Below are 23,287 nucleotides of genomic sequence, written 5' to 3'. Positions count from 1 at the left end.
AGACAAGGAAAATGACCTATAGAAAGACCGACGAAGCGGTCAGCAAGCTTACTCCCGAACAGTATCGGGTAACCCAGCAGAATGGCACCGAACGCCCCTTCACCGGGGAGTACACTGACAACAAGAGGCCGGGGATCTATGTCGACATCGTCTCTGGCGAACCGCTGTTCGCCTCGGCCGACAAGTTCGATTCCGGCTGCGGCTGGCCGAGCTTCACCAAGCCGATCGTACCGGCAAATGTCAACGAACTCAGGGATGCCTCGCATGGTATGATCCGCACCGAGGTGCGCTCGAAGCATGGCGACAGCCATCTCGGCCATGTGTTTCCCGACGGCCCCGAGGACCGGGGCGGCCTGCGTTACTGCATCAATTCCGCCGCACTGCGTTTCATTCCGCGCGAGGAAATGGAGGCAGAGGGCTACGGCGCCTATATCAACCAGGTGGAGGATATCTGAATGACCAAGAGAGCTGTTTTGGCTGGTGGCTGCTTCTGGGGGATGCAGGACTTGATCCGCAAGCTCCCCGGCGTCATCGAGACCCGCGTGGGCTACACCGGCGGCGACGTGCCGAATGCGACCTACCGCAATCACGGTACCCACGCCGAAGGCATCGAAATCATCTTCGATCCCGAGAAGATCAGCTACAGGCGGATTCTGGAGTTCTTCTTCCAGATCCACGATCCGACCACGAAGAACCGACAGGGCAACGACATCGGCACCTCCTACCGCTCGGCGATCTACTATGTCGACGACGAGCAGAAGCGAATTGCCGAGGACACGATTGCAGACGTCGAGGCCTCGGGCCTGTGGCCGGGCAAGGTCGTGACCGAAGTCGAGCCGGTGGGAGACTTTTGGGACGCGGAGCCGGAGCACCAGGATTACCTGGAGAACTACCCCACCGGCTACACCTGCCACTTCCCGCGCCCCGACTGGGTGCTGCCCCGGCGCGCGGCGGCCGAATAGCCGGCCAGCGCTAATCTCTGGCCGCGGGCGTCTGTCCTCGCGTTCATGCCTGCTCATCGAGGCGTGCAGCCAGGGGAGCGCGTTCAGACTGAACGCACGTCTCTCCGCAGAGGACCGTATATCAATCGACCCTTTGCTGGATGCCGCGGCGGCGACGCCGCGGCGTGCGCGCCGCCAGCCATTCTTTTACGCGGTCCGCATGATCCTTGGGTGCCTTCGCCGCTGCGCGTCCGGCGATGCTTGCCAGCGTGTGACCGGCCAACACTTCTCTTGTCCGCTTCTCAGCCTCGATCATGACCGCGTGAATGGAGCAGACGCCGTCCATCGCCCAGACGGGCGTGCGGTCTCCGAAAAGCGCGCACTGAGCACGGATCTCCTTGCATTCGAACAGCGCTTTACGCCCATCGACAGCTTCGATGACATCGAGTGCGGTGATGTCTGTCGCAGGACGCGCGAGCGCAAAGCCACCGCCAATTCCCTCACGGGCGACCACGATGCCCGACTTCTGGAGTTTGGTGAAAAGCTTCGCAACAAATTCGGCAGGGACCTTTTGCAACTCGGCAAGATCGCGCGCGCTTGCCGGCTGGCCCAACTCCTCCGCATCGATGAGGTAAAGGAGACAGTGAAGAGCGTATTCAACGCCTGCGCTTACATGCGCCATGGAACCACCGCTAAAACAACGACAAATGCAGTCGTAGATACTATTGGTGATCCGTTTCTGCAATGCCTCTCCCGTCTCCCTCGTATTGACAATGCGTCTCCGGAATCGGCCGGAATTATCGTTGCGCGTTAACTACGATTAGATTAGTCGTAGTTAACGCGGCGCTATGAAGATCGTCGCGGAACCCGTCTCCGCTCCGGAGACAGCTAGCTGAACGGCAATCGTCTGACCGGTTGGACGTCGTCCCGCCGAAAGCCAAGCCTTGTCTAAGAGGAACAGAAATGAGCGAACGAATTCTGATTATCGGCGCCGGCTTTGCCGGAATGTGGTCGGCACTTGGTGCGATGCGGCTGCTGGACCAGCAGGGAAAGGCGGACGGTTCTGTCGAGGTTGCGGTAATCGCCCCGCAGCCCGAACTGCACATCCGCCCACGCCTCTACGAGAAAAACGCGTCCACGATGAAGGCACCCTTGTCGGAGATATTCGCCAATGCAGGCGTGCGCTTCATCAAAGGCTATGCGACGGCTGTCTCAACGGCAAAGAATTCCGTGACCTATTCGGACGAGGAGGGCCGCGAGACCACAATCGGCTATAGCAAGCTTGTTCTGGCGACTGGCAGCGTGTTGTTCCGTCCCGACATCCCGGGGCTGGCGCACGCCTTCAATGTCGACCAGCTTGCCGACGCCGCGGTGCTCGAGGAACATATCTCTGAACTGGCGCGCCTTCCGGAAAGCCGTTCCCGCAATACGGTGGTCGTCGCCGGCGGCGGCTTCACCGGGATCGAGACGGCCGCAGAGATGCCGCATCGTCTTCGTGCCGCACTCGGAAAGGACGCCGACGTCCGCGTCGTCGTCGTCGAGCGCAACGATGCGATTGGACCTGATCTCGGACCAGGCCCTCGCCCGGTCATCGAGCAGGCGTTCGCGGAACTCGGGGTGGAGACCCGTCTCGGCGAAGGGATCATCGCCATCGATCCCGAGGGCGTGACGCTAGCGTCCGGCGAACGGATCGACGCGGCCACAGTGGTCTGGACGGCAGGGGCCCGCGCCAACCCCATAACGAAGCAGATCGACGCGGAAAAAGATGCTTTCGGACGTCTTCATGTCGATCGGAACCTTAAGGTCATCGGTCACTCTAACGTCTATGCGACCGGCGACGTTGCCTATGCCGCGACCGATGATGACGGCAACCGCACGAAGATGAGCTGCCAGCACGCCCAGAATCTCGGGCGCTCCGCGGGACACAACGTCGCGGCGGATTTGCTCGGGGTGGATCCGATACCCTACAGCCAGGAGAAGTACGTCACGTGCCTCGATCTGGGCCCATGGGGCGCAGTTTATACCGAAGGCTGGGACCGTCAGATAAAGCTTTCCGGTGCCGAAGCAAAAAGGCTGAAAACCAGGATCAACACCGAATGGATCTATCCGCCGAGTGCCGAACGCGCAGCGGCGCTTGCGGCTGCAGACCCTCTGCGCATCGTCGTCGCTTGATCGTGAGATCTGGTCCCGGAAAGCCAACGACCGTTCCAGGCAGCCAAATGCACGCATCCCCCGCGCTGCACTGGCTGCCGCAAGCGAGCCTGTCCCAACTCCTCCTTCCGAGAGGATACGGGCTCGTTTTCCCAAGAAGACGTCACAAAGGAGAAATGTCATCATGAATGCACGGTTCATCATAGGCGCGGCCTGCATCGCCATCGCCACCGCCATGCCTGCCGCAGCGCATGACCCCGGTGAAGTTGTCACGCCACATTTCGAAGAGGCCATTCCCAACATTCCGGGCAAGACGCTGAAGGCCGTAATCGTCGACTATCCGCCGGGCGGGGCATCGGTACCGCACCGGCACGCGGGCTCGTCGTTCATCTTCGCCTACGTGCTCTCCGGAGAAATCGAGTCGAAGGTGAATGACGGCCCGAGGCAGATCTACCGCACCGGCGAGAGCTGGCACGAACCGCCGGCGTCCAAGCATCTCGTCAGCCGCAATGCGAGTAACACCAAGCCCGCAAAGCTCCTCGCCGTATTCGTCCTCAATAGCGACGAAAAGGCCCTGACCACTCCCATTGAGTAAAACCGACCTTTAAGGAACAGAACGATGAGCAAGCGTCTCGACTACAACCAGATCGCACCGGCGGGCGCCAAAGCCCTTGGTAGCGTCTACGGCTACATCCTGCAGAGCGGCCTCCCTGGAGTGCTGGTCGACCTGGTTTATCTGCGCATCTCGCAGATCAATAATTGCGCCTACTGTCTCGACATGCACACCCGCGACCTGCTGAAGAAGGGGCAACAGATCGAGAAGATCGCGCTGGTGCAGGCGTGGCGGGAAGCTGGCAACCTATTCGACGAACGTGAGAGAGCCGCCCTTGCCTGGGCCGAAACGGTGACGCGCGTGGCCGAGACCGGCGTTCCCGATGAAGCCTACGAGGCCGCACGCGCCGTCTTCAATGAGCGCGAACTCGTCGATCTGACGATCGCGACCGGCCTGATGAACGCCTACAATCGCATGGCGATCAGTTTCCGAAACACGCCACAGGCTGCGCTCGAAAAATAATGGTAGCAACGCTTTGCGGACGCGCGCTCGTCGCGCGTCCGAAATCGCAGCGACGGCCATCAGTAAACGGCCATCAGTAATGAATGCTTGGATGTGTCTGAAACTCGAGCGGTGCGCGAGGCCGTTTGCCGAATGAGCGAAATTCTCATTGACATATCAGGCATGGGACCTGTCGCCGCCAGCTTGGAAACCTGGGCGATTATGGCTTTGGCCGCGGCGCTGGGATTTGTTCTCGGTTTCGCGATGAACCGGGGATCGATCTGCACCGTCATCGCCACGAGGCAGTTGGTATCGGAGAGGAGGCCGGCACGTTTCATCGCTTTGATCGAATGCGCCGTCTGGGCGGCCCTCGTCTACGCAATCCTTGAAACGGCACCGATGATGCAGGAGGGTTGGTCGCCACTCGGCTACCTGGTTCCTGCGGCCATTTTGCTTGGGCTCGGCACCTATGTAAACGGCGCTTGTGTGTTCGGGTCTGTTGGGCATATCGGAAACGGGGAGATCGGATTCGCATTCACGTTTCTCGGCATCTATGCGGTCCTATACATTGACTCCCTGTTTGATCTGCTTTCGCATCAGCCACCGACAAGTGCTCCCCCGTCGCTAGAGGCGGCGCTGCTTGCGCTCGCATTGTTGGCCATCGTGGCTCTGAGGCTCGGTGTGTCACGCAGATCCGAATCAAATTTCCGGCAGTTGACGCTGGTGATGGGGGCGATCGGCATCACCTCTACGATCCTGGCGGTTCCTGCGCCTGGGTTCTCGATCACTGCATCCTTTGGACCGATCGCTTCGATACCGGTCGCAGGTGCCTTGATCCCTGTCTGCATGTTCGGCGGCAGTCTTGTCTCCGCAAGACTTAGGAAGCAAGGATTCATGCTGAAATGGCCGACAGTGGCGACCATAGTCAAGAAAACGCTCGCAGGCATCCTCATGGGATTGGCTGCGCTCCTCATTCCCGGTGGGAACGACACGCTGCTGCTGATTGGTTTTCCCACCGGGGCCTGGCAGGCGGCGCTCGCCTACGTGATATTCGTTGCGACGCTGGCCGCACTCATTGTCAAATTCGGTTCAATGGCAAGACCTTGGTCATGACGCTGTTCCCCCGGCGAAAATGACAGTGAACCATGTCGGGGCCATCACTTGGAACCCGATTTGTCCGCCGGCCCGCAAGGTGGGCGATGAAATGCCTGGAGCAACGTACCCGGAGGGCTTGCCAGTCAAGGTGGACTTGCGGCGCGGTCGCAACATCGTCGCCTCCGCCGCCTGGCTTGGAACGGCGATTGAAGCGATGCGTCCTTAAAGGTGGTATATGAGGTACGAGGCAAAGGTCAGGAGCGTTAAATTTGATCGTCATGGATCCTAATTGAGGAGAAGATCGATGCGTGGCAAGTTGCACCCGCTGCTGGAAGAGGCTCTGGAAGCGCATGGCGGGCACGACCGCTGGCGCAAGTTTAAGGGTATTGCCTCAACCATACGGACCGGTGGAAAGCTATGGGAGCTGAAAGGCGCTCCTTTGATTCCTGTGCCGCGGCGTGCAACAAGCGAGTTTCGCCGCCAATGGACCCGAGTTACTCCCTTTGGAGAACCAGATTGGACGATGAGCTGGACTCCCGAGCATGTGGAGATCAGGGCCGGAGACGGCTCGATTATCGCCGAGCGAGACAACGGACGTGAAGCGTTCGATCGCAGTTTTAACGGACAATGGGACCCGCTGAACCTCGCCTACTTCAACGGCTATGCGATGTGGACATACCATGCGACGCCGTTTGTGTTCGGCGAGCCCGGCTATGAAGCTCGCGATGTTGCTCCGATCGAGAACGACGGTGAGACGCTTCGCGGCGTAGCGGTGCGCTTTCCCGAGGGGCGTCCACAGCCACACGCGGGAACAGCGCTTCTACTTCGGCTCGGGTGGGCTGCTGCGCCGACACGATTATACGGTTGATGTGTGGGCGGACACGCCGGCTGCGCACTTTGTTTCTGATTACGTCGACGTCGACGGGCTGAAGTACCCGACCCGCCGCAGCGTGTTCACACTCAAGCCGGATGGCACTCTCGACCGCGATTTCAACGCCGTCACAATCGAGCTGTCGGATTACGCGCTGTTCTGAGATGACGCTGCGTGGTTACTGTGTCGTCCCGTACAAGCAATTACCGTCCGGCCCGCCGGATCGGAACCGCCCCGAACGCTGCTCGGCCAAGGGACGGGTGGGGCCAAAGCGCAGCTCAGCAGCCTTATCGAGGCGATCATACGTGCAGATCGAAAGCGCGCTCGCAATTGCAGCTAATGTGAGAATCTTGGCCGCCCGGCTTCTCGTCTTTAAAAGTGACAGAGAGGCGGCAGTGCTTTCTCATCGGAACGAGTCACGAAGCTCTTCTATGGTCTGGTTCGGACTTTGCAGGTGGGGGTAGTGACCGACGTTCGGAAGAAGCCGAAGCTGTGCCTTGATCTTTTCGGCTAACTCGATGCCCATTTCTTTTTTGATGTAAATGTCTTTCTCGCCCCAAATCACTTTAACGGGGGTCGTCAGCTTGTCGGTGTTGGCCTCGAAGTAGTTTTCGTCACGCGTGAAGTTGGAATAGTAGTAATAGAAGGCGTCCGCTGACGTCAGTCCGCCATGGTCCCATCCTCTGGACATGTCTTCTTTGACGTCCGGGGAAAGATCGAATTGTGCCTCTTCGGGTAAACCTCTCCTGTAGGCATTTTCGAGGATTTCCGCGCGTGTCTGGTTCATGTAGGCGCGTGTCTTCCCTGCCGATGGCTCTGACTTCAGGTTTTGTAAGCTCTCGTACATGTACTGCGGCCTGTCGAACGGCGCGAAATCGCCGACGATGATCTTTTTGGCGATGTCCGGCTTTTCCAGCGCCAGAAGAAGTGCCGGCAACGCTCCGATGTCCGTCGCGTAGATCGTGAGCTTGGACTCGTCGATGTTCGCCTTCTCGATGTAGTCGTGCAGGACGCGGGCATATTCATTTGGCGCATAGGAAAACTTGTCGACCGGAGGCCTCGAGGAAAGACCGTAGCCGGGCCAGTCGAAAGCGTGGACTTCGTAATCATCTGCGAGCGCAAGGGAGATATCCTTCCAGACACACAGGGTCTCTGGAAAACCATGGAGGAAGAGCACCGTCCCCTTCGGGTTGGAGTTTTGCACCACCATCCTTCTGAGGGTGATGTCCGGACTTGTCTCGATGTAATCGATGTCCAGTTTCTCCGTTTGCGCGGGGTCACACGCCCAGGCAATCGAAGAGCTGAAAAGGAGGGCAAAGAACGCAGATAGCGATGGTCTGATCATGGCAGTCTTCCTCGGCTTGTGCCGTGTGCTGGCTCATTGAACCACGCGATCGACCAAGGCTTGCAGCCGAGGTCCGACCAGAAGGATCGCGGGAATGACGATCACGTATCCGATAGCCCAGGACCGCAGCCATGCCCCGGCGAACGTTTCAGAAAAACCCATATTGAGGGCGAGAAGTACGAACGAGATGATCCCGGTCGTCATGATGCCCATCAACAGGGCAAAGGCAATTTTCCGTTTCAGGTGCATGTTCATTGGTTTCTCCAATCGCGCAAGGAACTCGGCCGCCGTCACGTGAGGTCGAGGATCGTTTTTTCCACCGCAGGCATAACGGCAGTGCGGTGACCGACATTGCCGGTCAGTTGGGAGATCATCAGCCCCCCCTCGATCAGGGCGATCAGCGTAAGGGCGGTCTGTTCCGCATCAACGCTCGCCCGGAACTCCCCGGCCGCAACACCCGTCTCAACGACCGTGACGATGTTCTTCAGCCAGCCGTTGAAGGCGTCCCTCGCTTTTTCCCGGAGATCAGGGTGAGTGCCATCCGCCTCCACTGCCGTGTTCAGCAGGGGGCAGCCCCCCTGAGGAAAGTCGTGGGACTGGAGGTCTTGATACACGCCCACGAGGGCGAGCAGTCTATCTTTGCTGGTGCTGCGCTTGTCCATTTCCGCGCGCACCGTCGTTTTCACCCGTTGCCAGTTATGCTCGAAGGCAGCCAAGGCGACCTCGTCCTTGTTGGCGAAGTTGCCATAGATGCTGCCTTTTGTAAGTCCCGTGGCTTCCGTCATGTCGGCGATCGACGTCCCGGCGTAGCCCTTCACGTTGAAGATAGGGGCTGTCTTTTCCACGATGAACTGTCTGGTTCGCTCAGATTTCTTCATGATCCAGAAATATACCGATCGGTATTTTTTGTCAATGCCGGTGCTGCCGCGGCCCTTCGCAAACTGGTCCCGACGCAAAGGATAGGGCTTTGTCTCCAAATAGCTGCCGCGATACCTCGCCTCGCTGACCCCGCCGGGCGCCCCGCTCGCTGGGTGGGAGCCTGCGCCTCCCGCCATCAGGGGCCGCGAGCCTTCATGTGTCGCGCGCCCTCTTCCTCAAAGCAATGCGTGCCGATCGGGCGCCGCGTTCGCTCCGTTGTTCCGCGATACATGCCGTTACAAAAGTCCGGCCCGGCGGACACAGCGTCAATACACATAGGCGCTCAAATGGCGGCACTGGCTTCGAAAACGAGCCTCGACCCAAATGCTGAAAGGACGAGCATATGAGAACGCCTCGAATCATGGCGGCTGCGCTGCTGATCGTTGGGAGCGGATTGGCGCTGCACGGGGCCAAGGCGCAGCAAGCGGGAATTCAGCGTACCGATCTCGTGCAGCGCGACCTCGGCGTGCCTGGTCGTGAGGCGGTCCAGGTGCGCGTCGACTTCGAACCGGGCGCAGTCTCCATCAAGCACTCTCATCCGGGCGAAGAGGTGGCCTATGTGCTCGAAGGCTCGTTGCAATATCAGCTCGAGGGCAGAGCGCCGGTCACACTTCATGCCGGAGAAACTTTGTTCATCCCGGCTGGAGTGGCACACTTGGCGAAGAATGTCGGCGACGGCAGGGCGTCCGAGCTTGCAACATACATCGTCGAGAAGGGCACCCCGCTCGTCGTCCCGGTCAAGTGAGCGCTTCAACAAGGACATTGAGAACCACGTGGAAGGAAGTGCGAAAATGATCGCACAGGAAACAACCGGCGCTTCCGCGCCGTCTCGCCGGGCTCTGCTCCTGAATGGAGCCGCGGTGGCCGCCTTTGCGGTGCTTCGCCCTGCGACGGCCCTCGCCCAAGTGGAGGCCGCGACACCTTTGGAAGCCGGTGACATACGCCCCTTCCGTGTGGATGTGCCGGCGGCAGAGCTCGTCAACCTCCGACAGCGCCTTGCCGCCACGCGCTGGCCCGACCCGGAGACGGTCGACGACCGCACCCAGGGGGTGCAGCTTGCGAAGCTTCAGTCAATTGTCCGCTACTGGGAAACGCACTATGACTGGCGTAAGGCCGAAGCGAAACTCAATGCCTTGCCTCAGTTTCAAACGAATATCGACGGCCTCGACATCCACTTTATCCATGTTCGCTCGCGTCACGAAAACGCATTGCCGCTCATCATGACCCACGGCTGGCCGGGTTCGGTCTTGGAGCTGTTGAAAGTCATCGGTCCTCTAACGGATCCGACGGCGCATGGTGGGACCGCGGAGGACACATTCCATCTCGTGCTACCGTCCATTCCCGGCTTCGGCTTTTCCGAGAAGCCGAAGGGTACTGGCTGGAATGCGGACCGCATCGCCCGCGCCTGGGACCTCCTTATGAAGCGCCTTGGGTACCAGAAATACGTGTCACAGGGCGGCGATTGGGGTGCCATCATTTCTGACGCGATGGGCCGTCAGGCTCCTCCGGGTTTGCTCGGAATCCACGTCAACAGGATCGAGCGCTCGACGACCATTCCACCGGAAGTTGCCAGGGCGTTGAGAAGCGGTGATCCTGCGCCGGCGTATTTGAACGCCGACGAACGGGCTGTGTTTGATGAGGCCAGGGAATTCCTCGGTAAAGGCTTCGGGTACGCGGCAATCATGGGGACGCGTCCGCAAACCGTCGGTTACGGCCTTGCCGACTCGCCGGTTGGACTGGCGGCGTGGTTTTATGACAAGCTCGCAGATTGGGTATTCACCCGTGGCGAACCGGAACGCGCGTTGAGCCGTGACGAGATCCTCGACAACATCACACTTTACTGGCTGACGAACACCGGGACCTCGAGCGGCCGGATTTACTGGGAGAACAGCGCGGGCAACAGCAAGTTGGCGCCTATCGCGATCCCGGCGGCAGTTACAATTTTCCCCGGCGAAGTTTACAGGCCGCCGAAGAGCTGGGCGGGACGCGCCTACCGCAACCTGATTTACTACAATCGCGTGGACAAGGGCGGCCATTTCGCCGCCTGGGAAGAGCCGGGCTTGTTCAGCGCCGAGTTGCGCGCCGCTTTCCGGCCACTGCGTCAACTCTAGTCTTCCTCGACGGCCCGTTGCAAGTGGTGCTGCAACCCTTCTTCCGGCTGGAGCAATCCCGCAACCGCGACACCGGGGGGACGGGTCTCGGCCTTGCCATTGCCCTTCAGTTGGCAACCGCGATCGGCGCCACACTCACCTTGCGCAACCGCGATGGCGGCGGTCTTGCGGCTGAAATTGCGCTGCGCCAGTAGACTTTGGCGTTGGCTGACAAACGTTCGAAAGCCGATGACTGTGTTCGACATGACCTCCACGGCTGGTCATGACGCCTATAGCTAAGTCGGGAATGCGGACAAGATGACATAGCTGCGGATGACCCTTTAGGTTTGCCTCACGACATCATCGGCAAAGTGACGCAACCAAATTCTTGTTCGAGATCGGTTGCGCGCTTCATAGTCTCGGATTGCCTGGCCGAGATCGCCGAAAACCGGTGTTTCTTTATCAGCGCCGATCTCGGTGAGCCGCATCGTGTACCACGCGGTGATCCCGCCCTCCGGGACGTCGGAGAACCTGGGAAAGAACGGTTCAGGCTTCGTTCTGCTTTCCAGAGGTCGGGAAGTGAAGGCTCGAGGACGAGCGCGCGCAAGACCGACAATATCAACCGCACCACTTGCCACAACGTCCTTGCGGGACGCTGTGGTGCATGGATTGGCGGGGGCAGGCTCGGTGAACGGTACTGCCTGTGACCCCGCCGCGTGCACGCCTCGCCGCATCTGTCGACGCGGCAATATAGCAGGGTCGTCGAAAGGTGGGTGTCCAGCATCGGGCTTGACCACCAAACGCTACGGCACACACTCGATGAGACGGACCAAGGCGGGGCACATCTAAGAGCGCCGCGAAACTATTACAATTCAAACTTGTTCACAGATGGCGAGCGCGTCGTCAACCTTCCGAAGTATTGTACGGTGCTCTCCAGCTTCTTGTGGCCGAGCAAGAGTTGGACGGCGCGCAGCTTCCCCGTCTTCGGCCCCGCTGAAGGTCAATAGTCGACCCGATCCGGACGTCGACATCCGGCACATGAATGGCTCTGTTCGGCCGAAGCGGTCGTCGAGCTTTCGCGAACTCCAATGCATGAGCCTTCTTCTGGAGCGCGCGTGCGACAGAATAGGCGATTCCCGCGCAGCCGGGGTGTGACGATGTCAGGTACTTGCCGGAACACGGGCAATGACCTTTATCTCAAAATCGAAGCCGGCGAGCCAGTTTACGCCGAGGGCAGTCCAATTCGGGTAGGGTGGCTTGCTGAAAATCTGTTGCTTGACAGCCATGATAGTTCCGAACTGGTTTTCAGGGTCAGTGTGGAAGGTGGTTACGTCCACGATATCATCCATCGTGCACCCCGCTGCGCTCAGCGTGCCCGTCAGGTTTTCAAAGGCCAGCCGTACTTGGCGTTCGAAATGGGGTTCGGGTGTTCCATCGGAACGGCTGCCGACCTGTCCGGACACAAACAGCAGATCACCGGATCGGATAGCGGCGGAATAGCCGTGCTCCTCGTAAAGAGTGTGTCGGTTAGCAGGAAAAATTGCTTCGCGTTTGGGCATTCTGATCTCTCTTTTTTGTTGGCAACGACCGATGAGTGCGGAGCAACGCTTCACAAGCTGCCGCTCCATTTGATATACGATACGTATGTCGAATATCCGGCATACGTGCCGTACGTCAAGCGCATATACGCTTCGTATGTGAAATTGAGAGATCGGATGGCAAAAACACGCAGCGAAACGATGCAGGAAAACCGCGTCAAGTTGATAGCGGCTGCGCGAAAGGCTTTTGCGGAAAAGGGGTACGCGGCAGCGTCTATGGACGAGCTGACGGCTGACGTCGGTCTGACACGGGGCGCGCTTTACCACAACTTTGGAGACAAGCGCGGCCTCCTGGCAGCGGTTGTCGATCAGATTGACATGGAAATGGCGGCGCGCGCTAAAGAGATTGGGGCTCGGGCGGATAACGATTGGCAGCGTCTGCTCGCCGAGGGTGCGGCCTATATCGAGATGGCGCTAAATCCGGAAGTCCAACGCATCGTTCTGCTCGACGGACCTGCGGTGTTAGGTGATCCCTCGCAGTGGCCTAGCCAGAACAGTTGTCTACAGGTGACCAAGAGAACAGTGGAGCGCCTAATCGCACAAGGCATCCTCAAGCCGCTTGACGCAGAAGCGGCGGCCCGATTGCTTAGTGGCGCGGCTCTCAATGCTGCTCTCTGGATCGCCGCGAGCGAAAACCCGCAGAGCGTGCTGCCGAAGGCGGTCGAGGCTTTTCGCTCCTTGGCGGCAGGTCTGCATTTGGACCCTTTGCGAGCCCACTAAGGGCCAAAGTCGAGCTTCCAGATTGACACTTTGGCTTCGCGGAAACCTCAGTTAAAGCTACAGCCTTCAAGACCGCGGGAGGCTTGCGACTGGGGCAACTTCCGCTTCTGGCGCGAACCGCGCCGAGATACCTCGGCGGCTTACGACCGATGCAGACCAACATGCCGACCGGACCGGGATGTCGACTCCTATCTCTCGCCTTGACACAATTCGAACTGCAGACCATGGCATCTACAATCGCAGCAATGCCATTCATGCAAGGGGGGAACGGGCCGAAAACCCGCCAACGAGCTTATCTGCTATTTGACGGCTTCGGTGAAGCCTTCGAGTTCCGCTCCGATTGATGATAGAGCGTCTCCATGCGCGGCGACAAACAAGGTGAGACTCAGCGTCAATCAGGATGAGACTCGGCGGTGGGGGTGTGACGAAGGGAGGGCGTAGCCCGACCGGAGTTACACCCCCGCCGCGGCGCAATTTTTAGGCGTCTCATGATCGCGGTCGGCCCGCTACGGTGGCGGTTTTCTGGAATGGAGAACCACCTTTGTGCCGGGTCGCCATGTAACCGATCATCAGATGAGATTATTCATGAAGTACCGACAAACGCATTCTGTTGAGGTCGCCGCCGCGAAGGCGTCGATCAGCCGGGCGACGGCGTTCCGCATGGAGAAAGAGCAGCGCCTTCCGTCGCAGAACAAGCCGCCCCGCGGTCGGCGTCGACCCGATCCGCTTGAGCATATCTTTGATGCGGAGGTCGTTCCGCTCCTCAAGGCCGCTCCCGGCATTCGTGCGGTCGCCGTTTACGACGAGATGCTGCGGCGTCATCCGGAACTGCCCGAAGGCATTCGCCGCACACTTGAGCGGCGCATCCGGTCATGGCGGGCGGTTCACGGTGAAGCACAGGAGGTGATCTTCCGCCAGACGCACGAGCCCGGCCGACTAGGGCTGTCGGATTTTACCGACATGGGCAGCCTCAGCGTGACGATCGCCGGCCAACCGCTCGACCATCTGCTCTATCACTTCCGGCTGGTTTGGTCGGGTTTTGAGCACGCCCATGTCATCCTTGGCGGCGAAAGCTTCGTCGCCTTGGCGGAGGGCCTGCAGAACGCCCTGTGGTCGGTCGGCGGTTCGCCGCTCTATCACCGCAGCGACAGCCTGTCGGCTGCCTTCCGCAACCTCGATGCCGATGCCAAGGTCGATCTGACAAACCGCTATGAGGAGCTGTGCGCTCACTACCGGATGACGCCGACGCGCAACAACAAGGGCGTCGCCCACGAGAACGGCTCAATCGAAAGCTCCCACGGCCATCTCAAGAACGCAGTCCGCGATGCACTCCTGATGCGCGGCACCAGAGACTTCGACGATCTGCGCTCCTACCGCGCCTTCATCGACGAGATCGTCAGCCGCCGCAATGCCGCGCATGGCAAGCGCATTGATGCCGAGCGCCCGCATCTGCAGGTGCTTCCCGAGCGCCGCACCACCGACTTCGAGGAGGTAGTCGTCACCGTGTCGCGCACCGGCGGCTTCGCCTTGCGCAAAGTCTTCTACACCGTCCCCTCCCGTTTGATCGGCCATCGGCTGCGTGTGCGTTTGTTTGACGATCGTCTCGACGTCTTCATCGGCGGCACGCATCTGCTGACGTTGCCACGAGGTCGCGCCCACGCGAGCGGCAAGCATGACCAGGTCGTCAACTATCACCACGTCATCCACTCTCTGCGCAAAAAGCCCATGGCGCTTCTCAACCTGGTCTATCGCGACAAGCTCTTCCCCCGGCCGGAATATCGCAGGGCTTTCGACGCTCTCATCGAGCAACTGCCTGACCGGCAGGCTTGCAAGATCACCGTCGAATTGCTGGCCCTGGCTCATGATCGCGGTTGCGAGCGTGAACTGGCCGAGGAGCTTGCCAGAACGCTCGACGCCCGCAAACTGCCCGACCTGATGGCCTTGAGAGCCATCTTCGGTCCGGACCCGGATCAGTTGCCGACCGTGCATGTGCAGCTCGCATCGCTCAATAGCTATGAAGCCCTGATGGGGTCTGCTTATGCGGGAGAGGCCGCATGAAAAACGTCCACAACACCATCGACGAAGCCCGCCTCGGCATCATGCTCAATGACCTGAGGCTGCCGACGATCAAAACGCTGTGGCCGCAATTTGCCGAACAGGCCGATCGTGAAGGGTGGCCTGCGGCTCGTTTCCTTTCGGCCATCGCCGAGCATGAACTGGCTGAACGGGCGCATCGCAGGATCGAACGTCACCTCGCCGAGGCGCATCTGCCGCCCGGAAAGACGCTCGAGAGCTTCGCTTTCGACGCCGTGCCCATGGTCTCCAAGGCCCAGGTCATGGCCATTGCCGCCGGCGACAGTTGGCTCGCCAAAGGTGCCAATATCCTCCTGTTCGGTCCGCCGGGCGGCGGAAAGAGCCATCTCGCCGCCGCCATCGGCCTCGCGCTGATCGAGAATGGTTGGCGGGTGCTGTTCACGCGCACGACCGACCTCGTCCAGAAGCTTCAGGTCGCACGGCGTGAACTCCAGCTCGAATCCGCCATCGCAAAGCTCGACAAGTTCGATCTGCTCATCCTCGACGATCTGGCCTACGTCACCAAGGACCAGGCCGAAACCAGCGTGCTGTTCGAACTCATCTCCGCAAGATATGAGCGGCGTTCCATCATGATAACCGCCAATCAGCCCTTCGGAGAATGGAACCGCGTCTTTCCGGACCCGGCCATGACGCTTGCCGCGGTGGACCGACTTGTTCATCACGCAACGATCTTCGAAATGAACGTCGAAAGCTATCGGCGACGTTCCGCCATGGAAGCCAAACGCCACCGCGGCAGACCCGCCGCCTTCGCGACAACCAAAAGTGCTTCCCTGATTGTCGCGGAGCGACAATCAGAACACGATGAGACCCTTGCCAGCGACAATCAACATGATACCTTCATGCCGACCGCGACATAAGAGTCTCATCCAGATTGTCGCCGCCGTCTCATCCTGATCGCCGCGCTATAGTCTCCAAGACTTAGCTCGGCCGCCGCCTTTCTTTTTTCCGGAAGCAGGCTAAGGCCCTTCTTGATCGCGGCCCGCCAGCTCTGACCTCTGCCCCAAGCTTCGGCAAAGACCGCCGCGAGTTCTTCTTGTCGGCGGGTGGCTTTCAGTGCCTCGATCAGGAGGCTGGCCTGGTACACGTCCTTCTCCCGTTTCGCGATGCCGTTTGCATCCGACTGTCTGCGAAAGGCGACTATCAGTTTGTGCACTGCATAGCGCTCCGGCGATGGCACCATCACGGGAACACCCGAGCGATGCAGCATGACAGTCCGTACGGGCTCATGGATCAGAAAATCGAGAAAACGCAATGGCTGTGCCGACGCCCCGCCAAGAGCGGGCATCGGGCTGGCATCGGCATAGTCATCGGAACCCCGATTGGGTGTGAGGAATTCGACCCGGTATCGGGCGGCATTCTCGAACTGCGTGATCCTGTGCGGGTCTGATCGAAGTGGAACCGCCCTGAAAGTAGCATCAACGCTCTTAAGAATGTCGATGACGGGCGGCAGGCTGTCCTCGACGGTCGAGGACACCGAATAATGCTGAGCGAAATCGGCGTCTCCGGTCTGCAACAAGGCTCCGGGCAGCCGGACACCCAGGTGTCCGGCATAGGTCTGAAATGCGACTGTGCCGACTAGAACACCGCGTAGGCGAAAGATGCCGGCTGCGCCCATGGCTGCGACCACGTCTCCCGTGAACCGCTCGGGCCCAGCCAGCCCTGCCTCCCGGGTCAGAGGTCGACACCAGTTTTCGACGACCGCGCAGATCATCCTTGATGCTTTGGAAACTCTCCACACGTCTTGCAATCTCCGGATCATCTGCCGGACCGACATATTTGCGTGTTTTCTTTGGCTGGGTCTCCTCGAAATACCAGTAATATCTTCCCTTCACAGGAACCCGGACAAAATTGCCCGACGTGGAGAAATCTGTCTCAAACGACGCATCAAGGCTACGCTGAACGAGCTCCGCGAACATCGTCCGGTATATCAGGTCGATCATCTTCATCAGAAAGCCAGTTATAAGATTTACGCAATCTTCTTATAACGTGCATAACGGTTCGCTGGCAGGAGCCGCCTACTATAAGACGATCGTGAAATTCTTATAACTTCGTTTCAACCGGTTCCCGACGATCCATTATGCGATCCTTTCAGCACAGAACGAGGATAAGCTAGGGTTCTTCGTCGGATACGCCATCGCAAACAACGCCCATTCCCCGCCGGTGATGTTTAGCGCGGGAACGAAAGCACCTACAGCAGCGCGGCAAGGATCAGCCCCGCGTAGGTGAGCTGGTGCAGCAGTTGATCGGCTCCGTGCATGGCCCAATAGGCCCGGGTCGTAGCATCCGCGCGGCTATGCTGTGACAGCAGTGCCTTACCGTAATCTATGAGATAGTGAGCCAGGAATTCCGCGAGCACAAGAATGGTGATGCGCGTCATGCCAGCGTTGGCAAGCATCAGCGCCGGCACGGTTCCGAGCGCGTGCCCTCCCGCATGCACGTAGCCGCCGAACATGCGAAAATTGCCCTTGCCGCGCAGGATCCAGGCTGGCTGTATCACATAATCAGCGACGAAGTGCTTGAGTTGCAGGCACGCGAGCATCGCCACCGTCGTAATCGCCATTTCCATCGCTTCCTCCCGCGGACCGAACTTTTAACTGGTCTATCGTATGTACGCCAACGGGCTTGACCTTGCCGCGGACCGTCGCAAGTCCGAGCGGTCTCGTTATCGGCTCTGCCCCCAGCTCGCGCATGGTCGCGTCGCTGATCACGATTTCGACGCCGCGCTCCTTGGCCACGTTCACCAGCCGGCTCGCGAGATTGACCATGTCGCCGATGGCGGTGTAGCTCAGTCTCTCAGCGGAGCCGATATTGCCGATCAGCGCCGTGCCGGTGTTGATACCGATGCGCACGCGGATCGCATTCTCGCCGGCCGCAATTGGCGGCTCGTCATGCATCGCCGTCCGGATCGCGACAGCCGCGCGGCAGGCGCGGGCGGCATGGTCCGCCTGCTTGCCCGGAGCGTTCCAGATCGCCATGACGGCATCCCCTATGAACTTGTCGACAGTGCCTCCCTCGGCATGGATAGCTGCGACCGCGATCGTCAGGAAGCGCGTAAGATGCGGCTCGACGCCGGGCCCGAGCCTCTCCGTCAACTCGGTGAAGCCGGGCAGGTCGGCGAACATGACCGTCACTTCACAGAGCTCGCCGCCGGGCTTCGGCTCGGTGCCGCCTTCGATGAGCGGTCGCACGACGTCGAGCGGCATGTAACGGGCGAAGGCCGAAAGCCCCCCCGCCATCCGCTTCAACGCCTGGGACAAATCGTTGAGTTCGCCGAGGAAGGTCGGGTGATGGCGGATGCTTTCCAGCGAGAATCGCTCGACCGCACGCAGTTGCTCCGCCAGCCGGGCGAGCGGCCGGGCGAAGAGGAAATTTGCAAAGCCGACGGCAGTGGCTGCGGCAAGCGCGGCCATGGCGAGCACGACTACGGCTATGCGGCGGATATTCTTGTCGATACCGCCCGCGAAGGTCGAGCGCGGGGTGGCGGTAACCAAGCGCCAGTTCTCGAATGGCAGGCGCGACGAGGACACGAGGATGGGCCCGAGCAAAGCATTTGGCACTACGGCGCGGAACGCGTCGACCTTATTGGCCGCGACGGCCTTGGCGGCGGCCGTCGTCACCGCATCGGAGGCCGGAAAGTCGGAAAAATGCGCCGCCATCACGCCGTCGGAGGGTTGCGATGTCGCAAGTACCTGCCCGCGCTCGTCAAGAACGAAGGCTTTGCCGAGCGCCGGTAGCTCGAGCGCCTGCAGGGTCTCGGAAAGGCGTCGGAGACTCACGGCCACCATCACCACGCCAGTGAACCGCCCGAAGGTCACGACTCGCTTCGACAGCACCATCGCGGGCTCGAAACCGTTCGGCAGTACATTGGTGACCGTCCAGACGGGCTCTCCGGTTTCCTTGCCCAGCCGATACCAGGGGGCGCCGAGTGCCACATAGGCGCTCTCCGCCTTGATGCGCTCCTCGAAAAAGATGTCGCCCGGGATCGGTCGGTAGAGATCGCGCCGCAGCGGACGGACCTCGCCGGCTTTCGCAGCGCCGATTTCGACCATTTCGATCCGGCCGTCAGCGGTCGCATGCGACCCGAAAAAGCCGCCATCCGGAAAACCGAAGCCGATCCAGGCGATCGCCGGCTGCTCGCGCAGCAGTGACAAGAACAGGAACTCGCGTTTGACCTCATCATTGGCGCTGATTGCACCCTGGAAAAGTATGGAGCGGACAATTTCGCTAGTGCTCGATACGAGCGTCAGCGTCCGGGACAGGTCGTTCCTGACGGACCCCGCTGTCTGTGCATCGAGGCTGGCGACGATCTCCTCGATGTTCTCGCCGGCAGCCCGCTGCCAGATGAGATGGATTAGCGCCGCAGTGGAGAGCACCGATAGCATGACGAGAACGACGACGACCTGGGCGAGCTTCGGGCGATACATCGCTAGGCCTCATGTTGACCGGTAATCAGCCGCGCGGCGCGATCGTTGCGGAGATAGGCGACCGCCCAGTCGAGAAACACCATGAGGCGATTACGGAAGCCGACGAGAAACCAGAGGTGGGCGAAGTTCCAGACGAGCCACGCGGCATAGCCAGAAAGTCTGGCCCGGCGGAAATCCGCAACGGCTGCCTTGCGCCCGATGGTGGCGAGATTCCCGTAGTCACGGTAGCGAAAAGGCGCCGATGGCCGCCCAGCGATGTCGCCGAGAATCATGCGAGCCGCGTAGCGCCCCATCTGTTTGGCTGCCGGCGCCACGCCCGGTACGGGACGTCCGTCAGCACCGGTCACCGAAGCCGTATCACCAATGACGAATATTTCGCTGTGGCCTGGCGGATTAAGGCGCTCGTCGACGATGACCCGCCCCGCGCGGTCGGCCGCCGCACCGATCCACTTGCCGGCACGTGAAGCCATGACGCCGGCGGCCCAAAGAATGCAGGCGGAACCGATTTCAGTTCCGTCAGCGAGCCGCACACCGCTATCGTCGCAGGAAGCGACGGCATTACCGAGCAGGACCTCGACGCCAAGCCCTTCGAGTTGCCTCTGGGCCTTCCTCGAAAGGCAGCACGGCATAGCTGGCAAGATTCGCTCACCCGCCTCGACAAGCACCACGCGAGCAGAGGATGAGTCAATGCGCCGAAAATCGCGAACGATCGTCCTTCGGGCGAGCTCGGCTATCGCACCGGCGAGTTCGACGCCGGTTGGTCCGCCGCCGACGACAATGAAGGTCAACAACTTGTGACGCAAACAAGGGTCATCGGTCACCTCCGCCCGTTCGAAGGCTGAGAGGATGCGGGCGCGGATCGCCGTCGCATCCGTGATTGTCTTCAGGCCCGGGGCGTGGTCCGCCCAGTCGTCGTTGCCGAAATAAGTATGGCGGGCGCCGGTCGCGACGATCAGGTAGTCATAGGGGATGCGCCGGCTGACGGTCACGACGCATCGCGCGGCGGTGTCGAGAGCCTCGACCTTGTCCATCAGGACCGTGGCATTCGATTGCCGCGAAAGAATGCGGCGTATCGGCATGGCAATCTGCGCCGGCGAGAGCCCCGCGGTCGCTACCTGGTAAAGCAGAGGCTGGAACAGGTGATAGTTTCGCCGGTCGATGACGGTGACTTCGACCGGCGCGCGATGGAGCGCCACCGCCGCGTTCAGGCCGCCGAAGCCGGCACCGAGAATGACCACGTGCGGCCGGTGCTTTGTCTGGTCCGTGCCGGCCGCAGTCTTGCCCGGCACGGAGCCGCTCTGAACAGGCGTCACCGACATCGATCAGCCTCCGGCACGGATGCGTCGGGAGACCAGATGATCGACGGAGATGACTCCGGCGCCGCGCGATAGGATGAGCAGGAGCAGGCTCGTCCACATCAGATGCTCGACCCAATGATCCGGGTAGACGAAGATCTGGATGGTGGCGACGACGCCGAGCAGCATCAGTGAGGCGAGCCGCGCGAGCAGTCCCAAGGCGAGCATCGCCGCGCCACTGAGTTCCGCCGTCGTCGCCGTGACGGCGGCCAGTCCGGAATCGAGTAGCGGCACGCGATATTCGAAGGCGAACAGCTGGAGCGTAACCGGCCAGGATGCGAGCTTCGTCTGGGCGGATTGCCAGAAAACCTCTGCGATCGCCACGCGGGACGCCAATTGCACGATCGATAGGGGCAGGGCGGTCGCCCACTCCACGACAGTGTCGTGAAGCCTGTATATCGTTCTCGAAAAACTGATCGGTGTTGCGCGCATTGTGGTCATGGCACTCTCTCCGGCTGGTTGGAAGATTCCTTCATGTGATGGATGCCGATGACGAGCTCGCTGACGAAAAGGCCCGTCAGCGCTCGTGCGATATCGAACTCAGGCGAGTGGCGGCAGGCGCGGGCAACCGCAGCCTCGAGTCCCCTGCCCCGCCTCAATACATGCCAAAACGCAAACTCCGCGGCGTCGAGGCGCAGGAAGCGAACAGTGTCGCCATGTCTCCAGAGCGCGATGCGCTCCGGTTCGCGGTTGAAATCCGCGAGTCTGTCGGGTTCGCCTCCATGCTGGTGCGCCGCCCATATGCTGAGGGCGGGCCAGCGGCAGAGAACAAGTCGAAGCGAAGGCTGCAGGAAGAGCGCAAAGGACCCGCTCGAAAGCCTCTCATAGAGCTCGATGAGTGTACTCGGCCGCTCCAACGGCGCGTCGAGCGCTTCGGCAATCTTCCACTCGAGACGCGCGACCTCGGAGACGAACGGCATGTGCGCGGTTCCCTCGAAGTTCGCGAGAAATGACGCAAGTCCAGCGCCGTAACGCGAAAGGCGTGGCTCTTGTGGCGGATTGCTCCGGATGAAGCAGCTCGCCACATAACTGAAGTAGCGTTCGTCGAGCAGCTGCACCGTCACCGGGAACACGGCCTTCAAGGTAGTCGTGAGCGATACCAGCGTATTATTGCGGTAAATATTGAGCCGCCTTGCAGGGTCGAAACGGCCCTGCGTCAGGAGCGGCAGGATATCTGCGGGGCCGGTGGTCAGTACCGCACGAGCGACGACGCTCTGTAGGGTTTCAATGGAGGACATGGCCGTCCCTCCTGCAATGAGCCGATGCGCACTTGCCGCACACGGCTTTGACTGCCGCAATTGCGGCAAGCGCCGGGAAACGGATGCCATTTGTGCCATCGCGGCCGGGCAACCTCATCGTCTCGAAACGACCGTCTGGTGCAGTAACCGGCGGCTCGTCAAGGCGCGCGTCGAAGGCGATCCGGCTGGCGAGCATGTCGGCCCACATGGCTTCGCCCAACAACACATCGAGCGGCGGAACATCCGTGTCCCATTCGATCAGTGTCGGTCGCGGTCCAATTTTGCGGAGCGCGTGGGCATAGAGAGACCAGACGGCCGGTGGCACGCGCGACCCATGGTCGTCGATGAGTATGACGTCACCGTCGACTTCGTTGACCGCGTGGCCGGCTAGGTGGATTTCGCCGATCGCGTCGGCAGGCAGTGCGTCGATGAAGGCCAGCGCATCGAAATCGAGGTTGCATGCGGAGACGTGGACATTGTTTACGTCCAGCAACAATCCGCAACCGGTGCGGCTGACGAGCTCGGCCAGAAACTCGGCCTCTGTCATCCTGGATTTGGCGAAGGCCAGATAGGCGGAAAGGTTTTCGATGAACACCTGGCGCTTGAGTGTGTCCTGCAGTCGACCGATGTTCCCGGAAACGATGGCGAGCGCCTCTTTGTCGTAGCGTAGCGGCAGGAGGTCGTTGAGGTAGGCGCCGTCTGCGACACTCCAGGCAAGGTGCTCTGAGACGATCGCCGGCTGGAAGCGTTCGCAGACGAGGCGAAGCCGCTCCAGATGCGCCCGATCGAGGCCTGAAGCGCTGCCTAGGGACAGCCCGACGCCGTGCACTGAAAGCGGATAAATCTCGCGCAGCTTTTCGAGCGCGTCCACAGCCGCTGATTGGCCCATGTAGTTTTCGGCATGAATTTCCAGCCAACCCGCAGCAGGCCTGCGGGAAAGCATCTCAGCAATGTGTATGGAACGGAGGCCGATGCCCGCAGCGCATGGCACCGGGTGGGTTGGGAACGTCTTGGGCATCGGTCTACTCCCTTTGCTTTGTTGTCGAGCGGCCCGTCAGGCCTTCGGGGCGTTGCTGCCGCCGGCGATCTTTCCGCAGGTACCGGCTGGCACGTAGATCCAGGCGTCGACCTGGTCGTCCATCGTCGAGGTGCCGGCGCAGGAATGGGTTGCTGTTTGGCAATCGTTCTGCCCCGCCTTGACGATGCCGTAGCACTTCTCGAACGAGAACTCGGGCTGGGCGGCCGGACCTGCCGAGGCCGTCGAAGCCGAGACAGAGGCGATCGCCGCAAGCGCGGAACCGATGAGCGTACGAGAGTTGATCATTGAACATCTCCTGGATCTGACGTTGCTCAGACCGGATATCGGCCTGATGGAGGAAGCTTGGCAGACCGC

General features: G+C 60.6%; 25 protein-coding genes and 4 pseudogenes. 15 read left to right on the top strand and 14 right to left on the bottom strand.

Annotated elements, in window-relative coordinates:
• Positions 1–11: 11 nt before the first annotated feature.
• Entirely contained in the window at positions 12–455 is a 444-nt protein-coding gene (gene msrB / locus NGR_RS02750) for a peptide-methionine (R)-S-oxide reductase MsrB (RefSeq protein WP_015886694.1), read from the top strand.
• Positions 456–962 carry a peptide-methionine (S)-S-oxide reductase MsrA gene (gene msrA / locus NGR_RS02745; protein ID WP_015886693.1) on the top strand — a complete coding sequence of 169 codons (507 nt, stop codon included), beginning with the start codon at positions 456–458 and terminating at the stop codon, positions 960–962.
• Positions 963–1,083: 121 nt separating this feature from the next.
• On the opposite strand, the gene NGR_RS02740 is transcribed toward msrA, so the two are convergent.
• Positions 1,084–1,623: an RrF2 family transcriptional regulator gene (locus NGR_RS02740; RefSeq protein ID WP_015886692.1), complete on the bottom strand. Its 540-nt coding sequence runs from the start codon at positions 1,621–1,623 to the stop codon at positions 1,084–1,086.
• 281 nt (positions 1,624–1,904) lie between these two features.
• On the opposite strand from NGR_RS02740, the gene NGR_RS02735 reads away from it, so the two are divergent.
• The 6 genes from NGR_RS02735 to NGR_RS02710 all read left to right on the top strand — a co-directional run bounded on the left by NGR_RS02735 (position 1,905) and on the right by NGR_RS02710 (position 6,275).
• Positions 1,905–3,113: an NAD(P)/FAD-dependent oxidoreductase gene (locus NGR_RS02735; RefSeq protein ID WP_015886691.1), complete on the top strand. Its 1,209-nt coding sequence runs from the start codon at positions 1,905–1,907 to the stop codon at positions 3,111–3,113.
• A 163-nt stretch (positions 3,114–3,276) separates the two neighbouring features.
• Positions 3,277–3,687, top strand: a complete 411-nt coding sequence (locus tag NGR_RS02730; protein WP_015886690.1) for a cupin domain-containing protein — start codon at positions 3,277–3,279, stop codon at positions 3,685–3,687.
• A 24-nt stretch (positions 3,688–3,711) separates the two neighbouring features.
• Positions 3,712–4,167, top strand: a complete 456-nt coding sequence (locus NGR_RS02725; protein WP_015886689.1) for a carboxymuconolactone decarboxylase family protein — start codon at positions 3,712–3,714, stop codon at positions 4,165–4,167.
• Positions 4,168–4,299: 132 nt separating this feature from the next.
• On the top strand, positions 4,300–5,259 hold the full coding sequence (locus NGR_RS02720) for a YeeE/YedE thiosulfate transporter family protein (RefSeq protein WP_015886688.1): 960 nt from the start codon (positions 4,300–4,302) through the stop codon (positions 5,257–5,259).
• A gap of 286 nt (positions 5,260–5,545) precedes the next feature.
• Positions 5,546–6,109, top strand: a complete 564-nt coding sequence (locus NGR_RS02715; RefSeq protein WP_015886686.1) for a hypothetical protein — start codon at positions 5,546–5,548, stop codon at positions 6,107–6,109.
• A 1-nt stretch (position 6,110) separates the two neighbouring features.
• Positions 6,111–6,275: a hypothetical protein gene (locus tag NGR_RS02710; RefSeq protein WP_015886685.1), complete on the top strand. Its 165-nt coding sequence runs from the start codon at positions 6,111–6,113 to the stop codon at positions 6,273–6,275.
• Positions 6,276–6,515: 240 nt separating this feature from the next.
• On the opposite strand, the gene NGR_RS02705 is transcribed toward NGR_RS02710, so the two are convergent.
• The 3 genes from NGR_RS02705 to NGR_RS02695 are packed head-to-tail and all read right to left on the bottom strand — an operon-like array spanning position 6,516 to position 8,434.
• A complete protein-coding gene (locus NGR_RS02705; RefSeq protein WP_015886684.1) occupies positions 6,516–7,457 on the bottom strand; it encodes an alpha/beta fold hydrolase in 942 nt (313 codons plus the stop codon).
• 33 nt (positions 7,458–7,490) lie between these two features.
• On the bottom strand, positions 7,491–7,712 hold the full coding sequence (locus tag NGR_RS02700; protein ID WP_164923827.1) for a DUF2798 domain-containing protein: 222 nt from the start codon (positions 7,710–7,712) through the stop codon (positions 7,491–7,493).
• Positions 7,713–7,747: 35 nt separating this feature from the next.
• Positions 7,748–8,434, bottom strand: a complete 687-nt coding sequence (locus NGR_RS02695; protein ID WP_240545101.1) for a TetR/AcrR family transcriptional regulator — start codon at positions 8,432–8,434, stop codon at positions 7,748–7,750.
• 284 nt (positions 8,435–8,718) lie between these two features.
• Between NGR_RS02695 and NGR_RS02690 the strand changes: the two genes are divergently transcribed.
• From NGR_RS02690 to NGR_RS32810, 4 genes and pseudogenes are all read left to right on the top strand, one after another.
• Positions 8,719–9,120, top strand: coding sequence for a cupin domain-containing protein (locus NGR_RS02690; protein WP_164923826.1), 402 nt, complete (start codon positions 8,719–8,721; stop codon positions 9,118–9,120).
• A gap of 46 nt (positions 9,121–9,166) precedes the next feature.
• A complete protein-coding gene (locus NGR_RS02685; protein ID WP_164923825.1) occupies positions 9,167–10,486 on the top strand; it encodes an epoxide hydrolase family protein in 1,320 nt (439 codons plus the stop codon).
• Positions 10,487–10,503: 17 nt separating this feature from the next.
• A pseudogene (locus NGR_RS32815) lies at positions 10,504–10,680 on the top strand (ATP-binding protein); the annotation flags it as partial.
• Between the two features lie 447 nt (positions 10,681–11,127).
• Positions 11,128–11,311: pseudogene (locus tag NGR_RS32810) on the top strand (tyrosine-type recombinase/integrase); the annotation flags it as partial.
• Between the two features lie 26 nt (positions 11,312–11,337).
• Here the strand turns inward: NGR_RS32810 and NGR_RS32805 are convergent.
• Positions 11,338–11,450 (bottom strand): annotated as a pseudogene (locus tag NGR_RS32805) (tyrosine-type recombinase/integrase); the annotation flags it as partial.
• A gap of 175 nt (positions 11,451–11,625) precedes the next feature.
• Complete coding sequence (locus NGR_RS02675; RefSeq protein ID WP_164923824.1) at positions 11,626–12,024, bottom strand: RidA family protein; 399 nt, start codon at positions 12,022–12,024, stop codon at positions 11,626–11,628.
• Between the two features lie 156 nt (positions 12,025–12,180).
• Between NGR_RS02675 and NGR_RS02670 the strand changes: the two genes are divergently transcribed.
• From NGR_RS02670 to istB, 3 genes are all read left to right on the top strand, one after another.
• A complete protein-coding gene (locus NGR_RS02670; protein WP_164923823.1) occupies positions 12,181–12,783 on the top strand; it encodes a TetR/AcrR family transcriptional regulator in 603 nt (200 codons plus the stop codon).
• Positions 12,784–13,326: 543 nt separating this feature from the next.
• Positions 13,327–14,841, top strand: coding sequence for an IS21 family transposase (istA, locus tag NGR_RS02665; protein ID WP_010875203.1), 1,515 nt, complete (start codon positions 13,327–13,329; stop codon positions 14,839–14,841).
• On the top strand, positions 14,838–15,734 hold the full coding sequence (gene istB / locus NGR_RS02660; RefSeq protein WP_010875204.1) for an IS21-like element helper ATPase IstB: 897 nt from the start codon (positions 14,838–14,840) through the stop codon (positions 15,732–15,734). Before istA ends, istB begins: the two co-directional genes overlap by 4 nt.
• Positions 15,735–15,739: 5 nt before the next feature.
• Here the strand turns inward: istB and NGR_RS02655 are convergent.
• From NGR_RS02655 to NGR_RS02620, 8 genes and pseudogenes are all read right to left on the bottom strand, one after another.
• Positions 15,740–16,823 (bottom strand): annotated as a pseudogene (locus tag NGR_RS02655) (nucleotidyltransferase family protein).
• Between the two features lie 242 nt (positions 16,824–17,065).
• Complete coding sequence (locus tag NGR_RS02650) at positions 17,066–17,443, bottom strand: DUF3307 domain-containing protein (protein ID WP_015886674.1); 378 nt, start codon at positions 17,441–17,443, stop codon at positions 17,066–17,068.
• A complete protein-coding gene (locus tag NGR_RS02645; RefSeq protein WP_015886673.1) occupies positions 17,379–19,301 on the bottom strand; it encodes an adenylate/guanylate cyclase domain-containing protein in 1,923 nt (640 codons plus the stop codon). Before NGR_RS02645 ends, NGR_RS02650 begins: the two co-directional genes overlap by 65 nt.
• A 2-nt stretch (positions 19,302–19,303) precedes the next feature.
• Entirely contained in the window at positions 19,304–20,620 is a 1,317-nt protein-coding gene (locus NGR_RS02640; protein ID WP_015886672.1) for an NAD(P)/FAD-dependent oxidoreductase, read from the bottom strand.
• 3 nt (positions 20,621–20,623) lie between these two features.
• Positions 20,624–21,097 (bottom strand): DoxX family protein, encoded by a 474-nt coding sequence (locus NGR_RS02635; RefSeq protein ID WP_015886671.1) that lies wholly within the window; start codon positions 21,095–21,097, stop codon positions 20,624–20,626.
• Entirely contained in the window at positions 21,094–21,894 is an 801-nt protein-coding gene (locus tag NGR_RS02630; protein ID WP_164923821.1) for an HvfC/BufC family peptide modification chaperone, read from the bottom strand. The genes NGR_RS02635 and NGR_RS02630 overlap by 4 nt, the downstream gene beginning before the upstream one ends.
• Complete coding sequence (gene bufB / locus NGR_RS02625) at positions 21,881–22,912, bottom strand: MNIO family bufferin maturase (RefSeq protein WP_015886669.1); 1,032 nt, start codon at positions 22,910–22,912, stop codon at positions 21,881–21,883. The genes NGR_RS02630 and bufB overlap by 14 nt, the downstream gene beginning before the upstream one ends.
• Positions 22,913–22,948: 36 nt before the next feature.
• Positions 22,949–23,218, bottom strand: coding sequence for a BufA1 family periplasmic bufferin-type metallophore (locus NGR_RS02620; RefSeq protein ID WP_164923820.1), 270 nt, complete (start codon positions 23,216–23,218; stop codon positions 22,949–22,951).
• Positions 23,219–23,287 lie beyond the last annotated feature (69 nt).

The sequence above is a fragment of the Sinorhizobium fredii NGR234 genome, from assembly GCF_000018545.1.
GTDB lineage: Bacteria > Pseudomonadota > Alphaproteobacteria > Rhizobiales > Rhizobiaceae > Sinorhizobium > Sinorhizobium fredii_A.
The sequence above is the reverse complement of the archived record's forward strand: the minus strand, read 5'-3'. Positions and strand labels throughout refer to the sequence as shown.

Coding starts and splice junctions, on each gene's coding strand:
- NGR_RS02635 (WP_015886671.1), bottom strand. CDS start 21,097: ATGACCACAATGCGCGCAACACCGATCAGTTTTTCGAGAACGATATAC.
- NGR_RS02735 (WP_015886691.1), top strand. CDS start 1,905: ATGAGCGAACGAATTCTGATTATCGGCGCCGGCTTTGCCGGAATGTGG.
- NGR_RS02715 (WP_015886686.1), top strand. CDS start 5,546: ATGCGTGGCAAGTTGCACCCGCTGCTGGAAGAGGCTCTGGAAGCGCAT.
- NGR_RS02730 (WP_015886690.1), top strand. CDS start 3,277: ATGAATGCACGGTTCATCATAGGCGCGGCCTGCATCGCCATCGCCACC.
- msrB (WP_015886694.1), top strand. CDS start 12: ATGACCTATAGAAAGACCGACGAAGCGGTCAGCAAGCTTACTCCCGAA.
- NGR_RS02645 (WP_015886673.1), bottom strand. CDS start 19,301: ATGTATCGCCCGAAGCTCGCCCAGGTCGTCGTCGTTCTCGTCATGCTA.
- NGR_RS02640 (WP_015886672.1), bottom strand. CDS start 20,620: ATGTCGGTGACGCCTGTTCAGAGCGGCTCCGTGCCGGGCAAGACTGCG.
- NGR_RS02705 (WP_015886684.1), bottom strand. CDS start 7,457: ATGATCAGACCATCGCTATCTGCGTTCTTTGCCCTCCTTTTCAGCTCT.
- NGR_RS02700 (WP_164923827.1), bottom strand. CDS start 7,712: ATGAACATGCACCTGAAACGGAAAATTGCCTTTGCCCTGTTGATGGGC.
- NGR_RS02740 (WP_015886692.1), bottom strand. CDS start 1,623: ATGGCGCATGTAAGCGCAGGCGTTGAATACGCTCTTCACTGTCTCCTT.
- msrA (WP_015886693.1), top strand. CDS start 456: ATGACCAAGAGAGCTGTTTTGGCTGGTGGCTGCTTCTGGGGGATGCAG.
- NGR_RS02690 (WP_164923826.1), top strand. CDS start 8,719: ATGAGAACGCCTCGAATCATGGCGGCTGCGCTGCTGATCGTTGGGAGC.
- NGR_RS02620 (WP_164923820.1), bottom strand. CDS start 23,218: ATGATCAACTCTCGTACGCTCATCGGTTCCGCGCTTGCGGCGATCGCC.
- NGR_RS02670 (WP_164923823.1), top strand. CDS start 12,181: ATGGCAAAAACACGCAGCGAAACGATGCAGGAAAACCGCGTCAAGTTG.
- NGR_RS02720 (WP_015886688.1), top strand. CDS start 4,300: ATGAGCGAAATTCTCATTGACATATCAGGCATGGGACCTGTCGCCGCC.
- NGR_RS02650 (WP_015886674.1), bottom strand. CDS start 17,443: ATGGAAATGGCGATTACGACGGTGGCGATGCTCGCGTGCCTGCAACTC.
- istB (WP_010875204.1), top strand. CDS start 14,838: ATGAAAAACGTCCACAACACCATCGACGAAGCCCGCCTCGGCATCATG.
- NGR_RS02725 (WP_015886689.1), top strand. CDS start 3,712: ATGAGCAAGCGTCTCGACTACAACCAGATCGCACCGGCGGGCGCCAAA.
- NGR_RS02675 (WP_164923824.1), bottom strand. CDS start 12,024: ATGCCCAAACGCGAAGCAATTTTTCCTGCTAACCGACACACTCTTTAC.
- NGR_RS02685 (WP_164923825.1), top strand. CDS start 9,167: ATGATCGCACAGGAAACAACCGGCGCTTCCGCGCCGTCTCGCCGGGCT.
- bufB (WP_015886669.1), bottom strand. CDS start 22,912: ATGCCCAAGACGTTCCCAACCCACCCGGTGCCATGCGCTGCGGGCATC.
- NGR_RS02630 (WP_164923821.1), bottom strand. CDS start 21,894: ATGTCCTCCATTGAAACCCTACAGAGCGTCGTCGCTCGTGCGGTACTG.